At 71.2% G+C, this 13,956-nt stretch carries 11 protein-coding genes; 5 read left to right on the top strand and 6 right to left on the bottom strand.

Annotation, left to right across the window (positions count from 1 at the left end; genetic code table 11):
- The first annotated feature begins 132 nt into the window (after window positions 1-132).
- Window positions 133-534: a DUF3775 domain-containing protein gene (locus HNR01_RS15870; RefSeq protein WP_017487183.1), complete on the top strand. Its 402-nt coding sequence runs from the start codon at window positions 133-135 to the stop codon at window positions 532-534.
- A gap of 56 nt (window positions 535-590) precedes the next feature.
- On the opposite strand, the gene HNR01_RS15875 is transcribed toward HNR01_RS15870, so the two are convergent.
- The 5 genes from HNR01_RS15875 to cobS form a co-directional block, all read right to left on the bottom strand.
- Entirely contained in the window at window positions 591-1,031 is a 441-nt protein-coding gene (locus HNR01_RS15875; RefSeq protein ID WP_183668555.1) for a phospholipase A2 family protein, read from the bottom strand.
- 653 nt (window positions 1,032-1,684) lie between these two features.
- Window positions 1,685-2,377, bottom strand: a complete 693-nt coding sequence (locus tag HNR01_RS15880) for a retropepsin-like aspartic protease family protein (protein ID WP_183668557.1) — start codon at window positions 2,375-2,377, stop codon at window positions 1,685-1,687.
- Window positions 2,374-2,586 (bottom strand): DUF1289 domain-containing protein, encoded by a 213-nt coding sequence (locus HNR01_RS15885; protein WP_153874164.1) that lies wholly within the window; start codon window positions 2,584-2,586, stop codon window positions 2,374-2,376. The genes HNR01_RS15880 and HNR01_RS15885 overlap by 4 nt, the downstream gene beginning before the upstream one ends.
- A 54-nt stretch (window positions 2,587-2,640) precedes the next feature.
- The gene (locus HNR01_RS15890) at window positions 2,641-3,318 is read right to left on the bottom strand and encodes a DUF6891 domain-containing protein (protein ID WP_183668559.1); all 678 of its coding nucleotides are present in this window, start codon (window positions 3,316-3,318) and stop codon (window positions 2,641-2,643) included.
- A 15-nt stretch (window positions 3,319-3,333) separates the two neighbouring features.
- Entirely contained in the window at window positions 3,334-4,161 is an 828-nt protein-coding gene (cobS, locus tag HNR01_RS15895) for an adenosylcobinamide-GDP ribazoletransferase (RefSeq protein WP_153874166.1), read from the bottom strand.
- A gap of 181 nt (window positions 4,162-4,342) precedes the next feature.
- Between cobS and cobT the strand changes: the two genes are divergently transcribed.
- Entirely contained in the window at window positions 4,343-5,374 is a 1,032-nt protein-coding gene (cobT, locus tag HNR01_RS15900; protein WP_017487177.1) for a nicotinate-nucleotide--dimethylbenzimidazole phosphoribosyltransferase, read from the top strand.
- 37 nt (window positions 5,375-5,411) lie between these two features.
- Here cobT and HNR01_RS15905 read toward each other — a convergent pair whose 3' ends face one another.
- A complete protein-coding gene (locus HNR01_RS15905; RefSeq protein ID WP_153874168.1) occupies window positions 5,412-6,953 on the bottom strand; it encodes a sensor histidine kinase in 1,542 nt (513 codons plus the stop codon).
- 322 nt (window positions 6,954-7,275) lie between these two features.
- On the opposite strand from HNR01_RS15905, the gene HNR01_RS15910 reads away from it, so the two are divergent.
- The 3 genes from HNR01_RS15910 (at window position 7,276) to HNR01_RS15920 (ending at window position 13,889) form a co-directional block, all read left to right on the top strand.
- Entirely contained in the window at window positions 7,276-7,731 is a 456-nt protein-coding gene (locus tag HNR01_RS15910; protein WP_183668561.1) for a (2Fe-2S)-binding protein, read from the top strand.
- 35 nt (window positions 7,732-7,766) lie between these two features.
- A complete protein-coding gene (locus HNR01_RS15915) occupies window positions 7,767-9,962 on the top strand; it encodes a xanthine dehydrogenase family protein molybdopterin-binding subunit (RefSeq protein ID WP_183668563.1) in 2,196 nt (731 codons plus the stop codon).
- Between the two features lie 609 nt (window positions 9,963-10,571).
- Window positions 10,572-13,889: a GAF domain-containing protein gene (locus HNR01_RS15920; protein ID WP_246417531.1), complete on the top strand. Its 3,318-nt coding sequence runs from the start codon at window positions 10,572-10,574 to the stop codon at window positions 13,887-13,889.
- Window positions 13,890-13,956 lie beyond the last annotated feature (67 nt).

A 13,956-nucleotide genomic window follows, 5' to 3' on the forward strand; every position in this document is an offset into this window, starting at 1 on the left:
GTCGAGGCTCTGCGCCCCCGTTGCGGCCCGATGTCACCGGCTGGTCCGGACGACCGCGACGGATCCCGCGCGGTCCGTTCGAACCCGACGCGCCTCCGTCTTGGGCGGGGCCCGTCGAAGCTGGAGTGACGTATGGACATCGCCCTCGACAAGGTCACCGAGATCATCCTTCGGCTGCGCGCCGTCGAGGTGAAGGAAGGCGTGACCGACCCGGATTCGGGTTCCAACCCGACCGACGACGGCTCGATCGACATCCTGACCAGCGGCACCGACGACGCCACCGAGCAGGAGATCCGCAGCATGATCGCCGGCCTCAACGAGGACGAGCGCGCCGATCTCGGAGCGCTCCTCTACATCGGCCGCGGCGATTACGAGGCGGCGGAGTGGAAGACGGCGGTCGGCTTCGCCAAGGAGCGCGAGGCCGCCGGCGACACGGTGATGCGCGAATTGCTCGGCACTCCGGACGCGGCCTCGCTGCTCGAGGAAGGCCTCGACGCGCTGGGCATTCCGATGGAGACGCCCGAGGCGCCGTAAGGCGGTCCCGGCGCGGAACCGGGGTTCCGCGCCGATCTACAATTGGGGCGAAACGATCAGGGTTCGCAGGCGAGCGCCTTGGCGCCGAGTGCGACGAACTCCGCCGCCGTGCGCAGTTCGTCGTCGATCCGCGGCGTGCGGGCGACCACGGCGGCCTCGCGCGCCAGCCGGTCGTTGCAGGAGCAGGTGGGGAGCCCCTCGCCCACGGGCGGCGAGCAGGCATCGTGGTGCATGCAGGCCCGGTCGAGGGCGTCGACCGGAGGAAGGCCGGCGCCGCGGCTGCCCGGGCCGCAATAATTGCCGTGGAAGACCAGCGCGCCCTGAGGCAGCCCGTTGCCGGGATTGGACGCGGTCGGCGCCTCGATGGCGGGGGCCTCGACGACCGGTGCGGTGACGGATTGAGCGAAAGCCGCCGGCGGCGCGAGGCCGAGCAGGGCAGCCGCAAATCCTGCGACCAGGGTAAGGCGCCGGGTGGCGGGATAGGCAGGAGTGGCCACGTTCAGAGTCTCCGTTCGAAACGCTCCCCTCACAACCTTCCGCCGAGCGGGTCCATGACACGCTCCGGGAAGGCTGAGCCGTTCAAACGATTTCCCGCGGCTGCGGTTCACTCCTTCACGCAAGAAACAAGCCAGGGCCTTGGTTTCAGAACCTAAAATTCAAGTCGCCGCGCACGATACCGAAGTCGGCTTCTGACCGATCGGTGCGGGAATAGGCAGGGACGTCTGCCTCACTGACGATTGCTTCTGCCACTTGCTCGGCGCGATCATCGGAGAGCTGCTTGGCCTGCACCGAAGGACGACCCGTGACACGTTTAATAGGCCTGCCCCGGCGGCGCAGCCGAGCCGCGTGATGTGAGGCGCCGACGGGCGGGACGAGCGAACGCTCAAGGCGGCGCGCTTCCCGCGCAACAGGCGAGATCGCCCGGCCGCCGCACTCCGCCGCCGCGCGGTGGTCGGCCTTGCGACGTGAGCACCCGCCCCGCCTTTGGCCGCCGCTCTGCCCGGCAAGGAGCGGACCGACAGCCGAGGCAACCTGCCGACGAAGCCCCACCGCGAGGTGGCGCCGGGCCGGCGCGGTGCCGATGGGCGCGCGTCGGTCCGCGGACGTCTCAAAACGTAAAAGGGACCGTTGATGCCGGCGGAAACCGCCGTCACCGGCTGCGCAGGATCAGCCGGTCGCCGCGCACCTCGTAGGAGGGCAGCCGGTCGAGGAAGCTCTGGCCGAGCAGGTTGGTGGTCAGCACGCCCGGCCGACTCACTATCGCGTTGACGTTGCGCTCGGTGATCGGCCCGACCGTGATCGAGTCGAGCCGGATCGGCGCGGTGAGCGCGGTGCCGTTGGCGGTGGAGACCCGCTGGGTGAAGGCGCTCTCCGGCGGGCGGATGCCGAGCCGCTCGGCGGTCGTGGCGGTGAGCACGACGCTGCTCGCCCCGGTGTCGAAGACGAAGCGTTCCTCGGAGCCGCCATTCACCTCCGCCAGCACCGAGAAATCGCCGTCGGAGCGGCGGGTGATCGTCACCTCGCCGCCGGGGCCGACCACGGCGGTCCCGGGGCGCAGCGCCCCGACGACGTTGGCGCCGACCCGCTGCGCGTCGTCGCGGTAGGTGTAGCCGACGACGATCACCGCGCCGATGGCGAGCCAGATCAGGATCGAGGTGAGGGTCCGGCCCGGCATGGCGAGCGCCTGCCGCCAGCGCCCCGCGGTGAGGAGGAGGAGCAGCGCCGTCATCGAGACGAGGCCGGCGAGCTGATCCGGATCGAGCCCCATCACCGGGCCGCCGTCGTGGTTGGCGATCAGGACGACGAAGCCGACCCCGAGGATGGCGAGCCCGGCCCACATCATGACGCGCGCGGCTCCCGCTCGGGGTAGGCCCGGCGCAGCCGCTCGGGCAGCGCCGCCATGACCGCCAGACGCTGCGGTTCGGAGAGCGAGCCCCACAGCCCGATCTCGTCGCGCGTGCGCCCGCAGCCCTCGCACAGGCCCGTCACGGCATCGAGCACGCAGACCTTGGTGCAGGGTGAGGAGGGTTTTTTCGCAGGAGTCGCCAGCATCGCCCGTGCAGATGGGACGGAGCGGGGCCGTGAATCAAGGTCTGATCGGAAACCTTATCCCTCCCGCGGGTCGTCGGACGGGCTGCGCTTCAACCAGCGGATCGGGTGAACGAGGATGCGCCTGCCGACGTCGCCGTCCCACTCCGTCCGCAGGCCCTGCGCCTCCACGGCGGCCACGATCTCGGCGGCGATGGCGGCCATGGTCTCGTCGCGCTCGTCGAACGCGCCGAAGGCGAGATAGAGGCCCCGGTCGACGAGGACGGCCTCGACATCCTGCCCGTGGTAGAACACGAACCCGCGCGAGGCGCGCCCGCGCTCCCTGCGCTGGTGGTACACCTCGGCCGCGTCCGAGATCCCGTCGGAGCGGGTGTAGCCGGCGCAATGCAGCGCGATGATCCCGCGGGCGTCGAGCGCGTCGAAGGCGACGGCGAGCCGGTCGAAATCCGTCTCCAGCGGCCACGTCACCTCGTCGGCCCGCTTCGCCGCGAAGGCGCGGGCCACCTCCGCCTCGACCCAGCGGCGGTCCTGCGGATCGACCGTATCGGGGTCGAGGTACTCGTCCAGGATCGTCTCGAGCGTCGAGGCCCTGGACTCGAAGCCGCCGCGGGCCAGGATCTCGATCCGCTCGGCGGTGTCGGCGCGATCGATCTTTTCCGCAGGCGTGTCGGACGCTCCCCGGCTCTGCAGCCCCCGCCGTTGGCCGGCAAAGAGCCGTCGGAAGATCTTCAGCATCGGGCCGGCCCTCGCCTATGCCGTCGCCGCCACCAGGGCCAGCAGCACGGCGATCTCGCCGACCTGCTGACAGGCGCCGACGACGTCGCCGGTCTGGCCGCCGATCTTCCGCTCGGCGAGGGCGCTCAGGCCGAAAGCCGCGAGCGGCGCCAGGATCAGCGCGAGGCCGAGGCCGAGCGGCGGCAGGCCGAGGGCGGCGGCGATGCCGGCGAGGATCAGGCAGATCAGCCCCGCAACCGCGAGGGTCGCACGGGTCGGCCGTCCGACGGCGGCGCCTGCCCCCCCGGGACGGGCGGGGTCGAGAATCGCGAGCGGAACCAGCGCCACCGTCCGCGACAGGGCGGCGGCGAAGAGGAGCGCGACGGCGGCGAGTGAGCCGGAGCGGTCGAGCAGGGTCGCGAGCATCGCCGCGCGCAGCGCCAGCCCGAGGAACAGAGCGGTGCCGCCATAGGCGCCGATGCGGCTGTCGCGCATGATCTCCAGGATGCGCTCGCGGCTCTGCCCGCCGCCGAACCCGTCGGCGACGTCGGCCAGGCCGTCCTCGTGCATGGCGCCGGTGATCAGTGCCAGCGTGGCGAGGGCGAGCGCGGCGGCGACGAACGGCCCGAGGCGGATCTCCCAGGCGATCACCAGCATCAGGGCGGCCGGCGCCGCGATGAGCAGGCCGGCCAGGGGCAGCATCCGCGGCACCGTGCGGAAATCCGGTGCGGCATAGGGCGCCGGCTCGTCGGGCAAGGGCGGGACCGGCAGGCGGGTGAAGAAGCGGAGGCAGGCGGCGAGGTCGTAGACCCATTCCGCACCGGGAAAGGGCGGCCCGAGATCGCGGCCGCTGCGCTCGATCATCCCGTCCCCCTCTGACTCGCCGCCTGGACCCGCAGGCCCGTCCGCTTCTATAGCGCCCGGAGCCTCCTGCCTGCTACGCGGCGCCGCCGGCTATCCGGTGGCAATTCCCGCGCCGATCGGGCGACCTCCTTTCGCGGTGTCCCCGCACCCGACGCGCAAGCGACACTTCAGAGCCCCTTCGATGACCTCAGACCCGGCCGCCTCCCCCTTCGCCGACATCCGCCGCCTGCTGACCGAGATGCCCGGCCCCGACGGGGACGCGATCGCGGCGATTCGGGCGCGGGACGCGCAATTGACCAAGCCGCCGGGGGCGCTCGGGCGGCTCGAAGGCTTCGTCGAGTGGCTCGGCGCGTGGCAGGGCAAGGCCAAGCCGACACTCGACCGGCCGATGGTCTGCGTGTTCGCGGGCAGCCACGGCGTGGTGGAGCGCGGCGTCTCGGCCTTCCCGGCCTCGGTCAACCGGCAGATGCTGGACAACTTCGCCGCCGGCGGCGCGGCGATCAATCAGCTCTGCGCCGCCTACGGCCTCGGCTTCCGGGTGTTCGACCTCGCCGTCGATCTGCCGACCGGCGACATCTGCTCCGGCCCGGCACTGGACGAGAAGGGGTGCGTCGCCACCATGGCCTTCGGCATGGAGGCGGTGGCGGCGGGCACCGATTGCCTCGCCGTCGGCGAGATGGGGATCGGCAACACCACGGTCGCGGCGGCGATCTACGCCGCGCTCTACGGCGGCGAGGCCGAGCACTGGGTCGGGCGCGGGACCGGGCTCGACGCGGCCGGCCTCGCCCGCAAGGCCGAGGCGGTGCGGCTGGCGATCGAGACCCACAAGGATCACTTGAGCGACCCGCTGGCGGTGCTGGCGCGGCTCGGCGGGCGGGAGATCGCGGCGATGGCCGGGGCCATCCTCGCCGCGCGGCTGCAGCGGGTGCCGGTGGTGCTCGACGGCTACGTCGCCACCGCGGCGGCCGCCGTGCTGCACGCCGCCGACCCGCACGCCCTCGATCATTGCCTCGCCGGCCACCGCTCGGCGGAAGGCGCGCATGGCGCGGTGCTGGAGCGGCTCGGCCTCAAGCCCGTCCTCTCGCTCGACATGCGTCTCGGCGAAGCCTCGGGCGCGGCCCTGGCGCTGGGCCTCCTGAAGGGCGCGCTCGCCTGCCACCGCGACATGGCGACGTTCGAGCAGGCGGGCGTTTCGGGCAAGAGCGCGGAGTGAGACGCTTGGCTTGAGACGCGCGGACTGATCTGCCTCCTCAGGCCGCCCGCGCCCGGCGGGACGGGGATGCCTCGGCCGCGGCCGTCCCGTCGCCGAGGTTCACGGCGGCGAGGGCGTCCATGCCGCGGCTCGCGGGGAAGGTGACGATCACCTCGGTGCCCTCTCGCGGCTTCGACTTGAGCTGGAAGCCGCCGCCGTGGAGGTCGATCAGCCCCTTCACGATCGGAAGTCCCAGGCCGGAGCCCTGCTCGGCGGTCTTGATCGCCAGCGAGCCGCGCCCGAACGAGGACATCACCGTGCCGAGTTCGTCCTCGGGGATGCCGGGCCCGGAATCCTTGACGCTGACATACTGCCCGCCCGACGAGGTCCAGCCGACCTTGATCGTGATCTCGCCGCCCGGCGGCGTGAACTTCACCGCGTTCGACAGGAGGTTGAGCACGATCTGGCGCAGGGCCCGCTCGTCCGCCCAGAGGCGGGGCAGGGAATCGTCGATGAGGCTGGCGAAGGTCTGGCCCTTGCTGCGGGCGCGCAGGGTCATCATGTGGCGACATTCCTCGACCGTATGGGCGAGCTGCACCGCCTCCTCGCTCAGGTCGTAGCGGCCGGCCTCGATGCGCGAGAGGTCGAGGATCTCGTTGATGAGATTGAGCAGGTGCATCCCGCTGTCGTGGATGTCGGTGGCGTATTCCCGGTAGGCCGGGGCGGCGTGGGCGCCGAACACCTCGTTCTTCATCACCTCCGAGAAGCCGAGGATGGCGTTCAAGGGCGTGCGCAGCTCGTGGCTCATGGTGGCGAGGAAGCGGGACTTGGCGAGGTTCGCCTCCTCCGCCCGCCGCCGGGCCTCGTCGGAATTGGCCTTGGCCTGCTCGAGTTCGGCGAAGATCGCGTCCTTCTCCGCCCGTGATTGCAGCGTGCCGACGGCGGAGGCGTAGAGGCGCCGCGCCAGCCCGGCGAAGAAGATCTGGCTCGCCACCGTCATCGCGACGAGGAGCATCGTGTCCATGTCGCGGGAGAAGAGCAGCAGCGACACCGCCGCCAGCATCAGCGGCAGAAGGCCCGACAGGGCGGCGACCGGCACGGTCGCGGCGAGCATCGTCGTCACCGCCGCGATGATGACGAGGCCGAATAGCGCGAGGGTGCGGGCATCGGGAACGCCCACCAGCAGCAGCATCGCCCACGCGAGGCTCTGGCCGAACTCGGCGGCGATGAAGAGGCGTCCCCAGCGCTTGAGTGGCAGGCTGTTCGGTGCCTGCCGCAGGAAGCGGCGGCTGAGGATCAGCATCATCGCGGTGGCCGCGAGCGCCCCGGTCGCCCAGACGGCCGCGGTCACGGCCGGCACCCAGATCGAGGAGGCCCCGGCCACCACCAGCGCCAGCACGAGGAGCGGGATGCCCGCGCCCACCCGGTACTGGGCGTAGAGGCGGAGCAACTCGTAATCGAAGGCCCGCTCCAGGCCGCTCGTCGAGGTCAGCCGCTCCCGGGCCGAGCGCATGTCGCGCGCGATGCCGCGGCGCTTGGCCACCTCCTGCGACGAGGGTCCGCGTCCCCTTTGCACCATCTCCGCTGTGAGGTCGGCCATAACAGTCGAGATCGCCAATCGGGAGCGGGACGTGGGGCCGGTCGTGGACTTGCGGCGCACGGGGCGAGGTGGAGAGCCCACAGCCTGCCCGCGAACCGTTAAGAAGCGGCTTCGACACTCCGGCGAATTGCGCCGATCCGGGTCGGCGAAAACCCATTTCGTATTCAGGTGCGCTGCCGCACATCAGGAATGGCGATCCGGGATCAGAATCGGAACGATTCCAAGTGACGTCGAAGCAGCATTCCCACGGCGGCCTTCCCCGGCGGATCGGCGGCCACGAGCCCGGGCGCTTCGTGCGGCACGTCGATCGCGGAGTGCGCCCATGCTGACCCTCAACCTGAACGGCGTGGTCCGGGAGGTCGATGCCGACCCCGACATGCCCCTGCTCTGGGTGATCCGCGACCAGCTCGACATGACCGGCACCAAGTACGGCTGCGGCATCGCCCAGTGCGGCGCCTGCACGGTGCATCTGGACGGCCAGCCGGTGCGCTCCTGCCAGACCCGCATCGGTGACGTGGGCGAGGCCAAGATCACGACGATCGAGGGCGTCCACGGCAAGGTGGCCGATGCGGTGAAGGCGGCGTGGCGCGGCCTCGACGTGGTCCAGTGCGGCTACTGCCAGTCCGGCCAGATCATGTCGGCCATCGGCCTGCTCACCGACAACCCGAAGCCGACCGACGCGGATATCGACGGCGCCATGGACGGCAATGTCTGCCGCTGCGGCACCTATCAGCGTATCCGCGCCGCCATCCACGAAGCCGCCCGCTCGCTCGCCTGAGCCGCCTCGCAGCCTATCAAGATTTGGAGCCCGGCATGCTCAAGCTCGACACGATCGATGCGCCTGTTCCGTCGCGGCGCGCCTTCCTCACCGGCGCGGCGGCGGGCGCCGTGCTGCTCGCCTTCCGCCTCGACCTGAAGGGCGCCCGCGCCGCGGAAGGTTCGGACGCGCTGTCGAAGGCCCCCGCCCAGCCCAACGCCTTCGTGCGGATCGCCGCCGACGACACCGTCACGGTGATGATCAAGCACCTCGACATGGGCCAGGGCAACACGACCGGCCTCGCCACCATCCTCGCCGACGAACTCGACGCGGATTGGAGCCAGATGCGCGTCGCCTTCGCCCCGGCCGACGCGAAGCTCTACGCCAACCTGCTGATGGGTCCCGTTCAGGGCACCGGCGGCTCGACGGCGATCGCCAATTCCTGGTTCCAGCTCCGCAAGGCGGGGGCCGCCGCCCGCGCCATGCTGGTCGCCGCGGCGGCCGAGAAATGGGGCGTGCCGGCGGGCGAGATCACCGTCGCGAAGGGCGTCATCAGCCATAAGTCCGGCAAGCAGGCGCGCTTCGGCGCGTTCGCGGAAGCCGCCGCCGCCAAGCCGGTGCCGCAGGAGCCGCGCCTGAAGACGCCGGCCGAGTGGACACTGATCGGCGGGCGCGTGCCGCGCATCGATTCGGTCGCGAAGACCGACGGCACGGCGATCTACTCCCTCGACATCCGCCGCCCCGGCCAGGTCACGGCGGTGGTCGCCCACCCGCCGCGCTTCGGCGCCACGGTGAAGGCGGTCGATGCGGAGGCCGCCCAGGGGATGCCGGGCGTCGTCGGCATCGTGACGATCCCCACCGGCGTAGCGGTGATCGCCCGCGACACCTGGAGCGCGATGAAGGCTCGCGAGGCGCTCAAGGTCACCTGGGACGACGCCGCCGCCGAGACCCGCTCCTCCGACGCGATCCTCGCCGAGTACCGCGAGACCGCCAGGACCCCCGGCCTCGTCGCCTCGCAGGCGGGCGATGCCGATGCCGGCATCAAGGGCGCCGCCAAGGTGCTGGAGGCGGAATTCGCCTTCCCCTACCTCGCTCATGCGGCGATGGAGCCGCTGAACGCCACGATCGAGCGGGCGGCGGACGGCAGCTACGACGTCTATGCCGGCTGCCAGATCCAGACGGTCGAGCAGGCCGTGCTCGCCGCGACGCTGGGCGTCACGAACGACAAGGTCCGGCTGCACACGCAATGGGCTGGCGGCTCGTTCGGCCGGCGCGCGACGCCCGGTGCCGACTACTTCGCCGAGGCCGCCGCGATCGTGAAGGCCTGGGACGGCAAGGCACCGGTCCACCTCGTCTGGACCCGCGAGGACGACATGGCCGGCGGCTACTACCGCCCGCAGGTCTATCACACGGTCAAGGCCGGCCTCGACGCCAAGGGCCAGATCACCGGCTGGCGCCACGCCATGGTCGGCAAGTCGATCATGATCGGCTCGCCTTTTGAGGCGATGCTCGTGAAGAACGGGATCGACTCCACCACCGTCGAGGGCGCCTCCGACACGCCCTATGCGCTCCCGGCCTACCGGTTCGAGGTGCACAATGCCCGCGAGGGCGTGCCGGTGCTGTGGTGGCGCTCGGTCGGCCACACCCACACCGCCCACGTCATGGAGGTGTTCATCGACGAACTGGCGCATGCGGCTGGCGCCGACCCGGTCGCCTACCGGCTGTCGCTGCTGACCCGGGCCCCGCGCCTGTCCGGCGTGCTGCGCCTCGCCGCCGAGAAATCGGGCTGGAGCCAGAAACCCTCCGAGAAGGGCCGCGGCCTCGGCGTCGCCGTGCACGAATCCTTCGGCTCCTACGTGGCGATGGTCGCCGACGTCACGGCCGGCGATTCCACGGCGAAGGTCAACCGCATCGTCGCGGCGGTCGATGTCGGCGTGGCGGTGAACCCGGACAACGTCCGCGCCCAGGTCGAGGGTGCGGTCGGCTTCGCCCTCTCGGCGGTGCTGCGCAATCGCATCACCCTCAAGGACGGCGTGGTGCAGGAGAGAAACTTCGACAGCTACCAGCCGACCCGGATCTCCGAGATGCCGCAGGTGGAGGTTCACATCGTGCCCTCCGACGTCGCGCCCACCGGCATCGGCGAGCCCGGCGTGCCGGTGCTGGCGCCGGCCATCGCCAACGCGGTCTTCGCCGCGACGGGTCAGCGCCTGCGCTCGCTGCCGCTCGATCTCTCGTCCCTGCGCGGAGCGTAGTCGATCCGATTGCCCCGCCGGCCCGAAATCGGGTTCGGCGGGGCTCGGTCGGCTCGAGCGCCGGACACGCCCGATCCAACCGACGCGTGCTTTACAAGCGTATCGGACTGTCTCTTAGGTTGAGCCCATCGAGCCACAGCGGGGTGTGGGATGGGCGCGAAGACGGATCCGTCCGGCCGTCCGTCGTATCCGGGCACGCCGGATCGGCGGATTCGTGAGGACGATCGGGCCGGGACGCCGCTCGACCCGATCGAGACCTGCTCGGATACGTCGCTGCGCTCCGCCCACGAATTCGTGACCACCCTGCGCGCACCGGCGGCCCTGGCCTGGGGCCCGGCGCTCACGGCCCTGTGCAACGACGCCTTCACCTCGCTTCTCGGCACCGTTCCCACAGGGCACGACTTCTCCGCCCTCGCGCGGACCACGCCTGATGCGGAGGAGCTGACGCGCCTCCTGCGGCGCGCCTGGTCCGGCGACACGGTCACCGCCGCCGGCCTCGCACTGGGAAGGGAGGCCTCCCCTCCCGGAGTGACGCTCTGCCTCAGTCCCGTGTGCGGGTCCGACGGCGCCGTGGCGGGGGTTCTGGCGCTCGTCACCGGAATCGGGGCAATGCCCGGCGGCGTCGAGCGCGAGGCGACGCTCCGGGTCAGCGAGGAAAGGTACGACACCCTGTTCCAGGCGGCAGGACAGGGCTTGTGCGAGCTCGAACTCGTCCGTGACGCACAGAGCCGGGCCGTCGACCTCCGCTACATCGCGCTCAATCCCGCCTTCGAACGGATGACCGGCCTATCGGCGGCGCAGCTGCGCGGACGGGCGGCGCGCGAAGTGATGCCGGATTTCGATGCCCGGTGGCTGCAGACCTACGAGCGGGTCGCCGCCGCGGGCGTGCCGACACGGCTGGACCCTGCGGACGGGCCGATGGGATGCCGGTTCGAGGTCTCCGCCTATCCGCAGGCGCAGGACAGGCTGCTGATCGTCTACGACGACGTCACCGGGTCCAGAGCGGCCGAGACGGCCCTGCGAGAGCGCGAGAAGCGGCAGGCCTTTCTCCTGGCGCTGAGCGACGCGGTGCGGACACTGACCGACCCGGTGGAGATCCAGGAACAGGCGTGCCGGCTGCTCGGAGAGCGGCTGCAGGTCGACCGCACCTACTACGTCGCCATCGACGAGACGGCGGGCCTCGCGCGGGTTGCCTGGGACCACCTTCGCGGCGACGTCCCCTCGCTGGCCGGCGAGTACCGGATCGCGGACTTCGCATGGTCGGCGGACATCCTCCGCCGCGGCCGGTGCCACGTCGTGTCCGATACGCAGACCTCGGCCGCGGTCCCGCAGGCGCACCGTCCTGCCCTGGCGGCCCTGCGGATCGCGGCCTGCCTGGGCGCGCCGCTCATCAAGAACGGGCGTCTGGTCGGCGCGCTCTGCGTCACGCACTCGGTCCCACGGGAATGGACGGAGACCGACGTCGTGTTGCTGCGCGACGTCGCCGAGCGGATCTGGTCGGCGGTGCAGCGCGGCCGGGCGGAGGCGGACATCCGGCGCAAGAACGCCGTGCTCGAAGGGATCAACCGCATCTTCCGCGAGGCGCTGACCGCGCCCACGGAGGAGGAGCTCGGCCGCGTCTGCCTCGCCGTCGCCGAGGACGTGACGCAGAGCGCCTTCAGCTTCATGGGTGAGGTCAATCACGAGAGCTGCGAATTCGATGAGATTTCCATCAGCGATCGCGGCTGGCAGCACTTCGCCATGGACGACCCGGCCTTTCCGAGGGGCGTGCCCCCGAGGGGGCTGAAGATCCACGGCATCTACGGCCGCGTGTTGCAGGACGGAAAGAGCCTCATCGCCAACGACCCGGATTCGCATCCGGATCGTATCGGCGCGCCGCACGGTCACCCGCCGCTCAAGGCCTTTCTCGGTGTGCCGCTGAAGCGCGACGGAGTGACGGTGGGGATGATCGGGCTCGGCAACCGCGAGGGCGGGTACCGGGCGGAGGATCGGGACGCCGCGGAGGCGCTTGCTCCGGCGATCCTTCAGGCGCTGCTGAGCAAGCGGACTGCCGACACCCTGCGCCAGAGCGAGGAGCGCTTCCGCACCCTCGCCGAACTCGTGCCGAGCCTGCTCTGGAACTGCGATCCCGAGGGCAAGGTCGTCGTCGTGAACCAGCAATGGGGCGACTATACTGGCCAGACCGTGCAGGAGGTTCAGGACGGCGGCTGGCTGGCGGCGGTCCCGCCCGACGAGAGGGCGGAGATCGAACGCATCGCCGTCGAGGCTTTCGCCTCCGGCCAGCCTCTGGAGCGGCAGCAGCGTCTTCGCCGCCGCGACGGCGCCTATCGCTGGTTCCTGATCCGGCACGCGCCGGCGCGGGACGCGGAAGGGCGGATCCTGCGCTGGTTCGGCGCTGCCACGGACATCCACGACCAGCATCTCGCCGCCGAGAACCTGCGGGCGGAAGAGGCACGACAAGCCTTCCTGCTCGATCTCGCCGACCGGCTGCAGGGACTGACCGATCCGCAGGCGGCTCTCCACAGCGTCGTCGAGGCGCTCGGACGCCATCTCGGGGTCGATCGGGTCGGCTATGCCCGCATCTCCGCCGACGGCGAGCGGGTCGAGAAGCAGGTCGGTTATGTCGGCGGGGCCGAATCCCGCCTCGGGCCGATGCCGCTCCGGTTGTTCGGCGAGACGATCCACAGCCGGTTCCGCAACGGCGAGACGGTCGTCGTAGAGGATGTCTCGAGCGTCGCCGCCCCCGTCGTCTGGAGAGAGGGGGGCGTCGGCAGCTTCGTGGCGGTCCCGCTGGTCCGCGACGGCCGGGTGCGCACCGTCCTCTACATCACCCACCATCAGCCGCGCAGGTGGACGCGTTCGGAGACGACGCTGATCGAGCAGGTCGCCGCGCGCACCTGGGAGGCGGCGGAGCGGGCCCAGGCCGAAGCGGAGCTGCGCGCGAGCGAGGCGCGGCAGCGCGTGCTGGTCGAAGGGATCCCCCAGCTCATCTGGCGGGCGGGACAGGGCGGCGCGTGGACCTGGGCGAGCCGGCAATGGTGCGGCTATACCGGCCAGACCGAGGCCGAGAGCCGGGATTTCGGCTGGCTCGAGGCGGTCTATCCCGAGGATCGCGAGCGAGCCCGGAACGCCTGGGGCAACGCTGTCACGGCCGAGCGCCTGACCATCGACTACCGCATCTATCACGCCTGCGAGGGCCGCTACCGGTGGTTTCAGACACGCGCCCTGCCGCTGCGTGAGGGCAGCGGCATCGTCGAATGGCTCGGCACCTCGACCGACATCGACGACCTGCGGCACCTGCAGGAACAGCAGGACGTCATGGTGGCCGAGCTGCAGCACCGCACCCGCAACCTCATCACCGTGGTGCGCTCGCTGGCCGAGCAGACCATGAGCCGGAGCGCCTCGATGGACGTGTTCCGCAGGCGCTTCTACGACCGGCTCGCGGTGCTCTCGCGGGTGCAGGGGCTGCTCTCGCGTTCCAGCATCGAGCCGATCACCCTGCACACGCTCATCTCGACGGAACTCGACGCCCTCGGCGCCTGGGAGGCCGCCGACCGGATCGAACTCGACGGCCCGCCCGTCCGGCTGCGCAAGGCGACGGTCCAGACCTTCGCGCTGGCTCTGCACGAACTCGCCACCAACGCCCGCAAATACGGGGCGCTCGCCGGACGCGCGGGGCGGCTGAGCGTGACGTGGCGCACCTATACCGAGAACGGCCGGATGCGGCTCGCCCTGCACTGGAACGAGACGGGGATCGAGCGTCCGCGCGAAGAGCCGCCAACGGACCGGCGCGGCTACGGACGGGAGCTGATCGAGAAGGCGCTGCCCTACACCCTCGACGCGCGCACGCGCTACGAACTGGAAGAGACCACCCTGCACTGCGCCATCGATCTGCCGCTCGTGGAGCGGCAGAGACCGCTGCCCTGAGACCCGATCCGGCCGATCCGCGCCGTCTCGTGAAGCGGACCGGCCCTGCGGCGCCGCAGGGCCCAAC

The organism is Methylorubrum rhodesianum (genome assembly GCF_014199985.1).
Taxonomy (GTDB): domain Bacteria; phylum Pseudomonadota; class Alphaproteobacteria; order Rhizobiales; family Beijerinckiaceae; genus Methylobacterium; species Methylobacterium rhodesianum.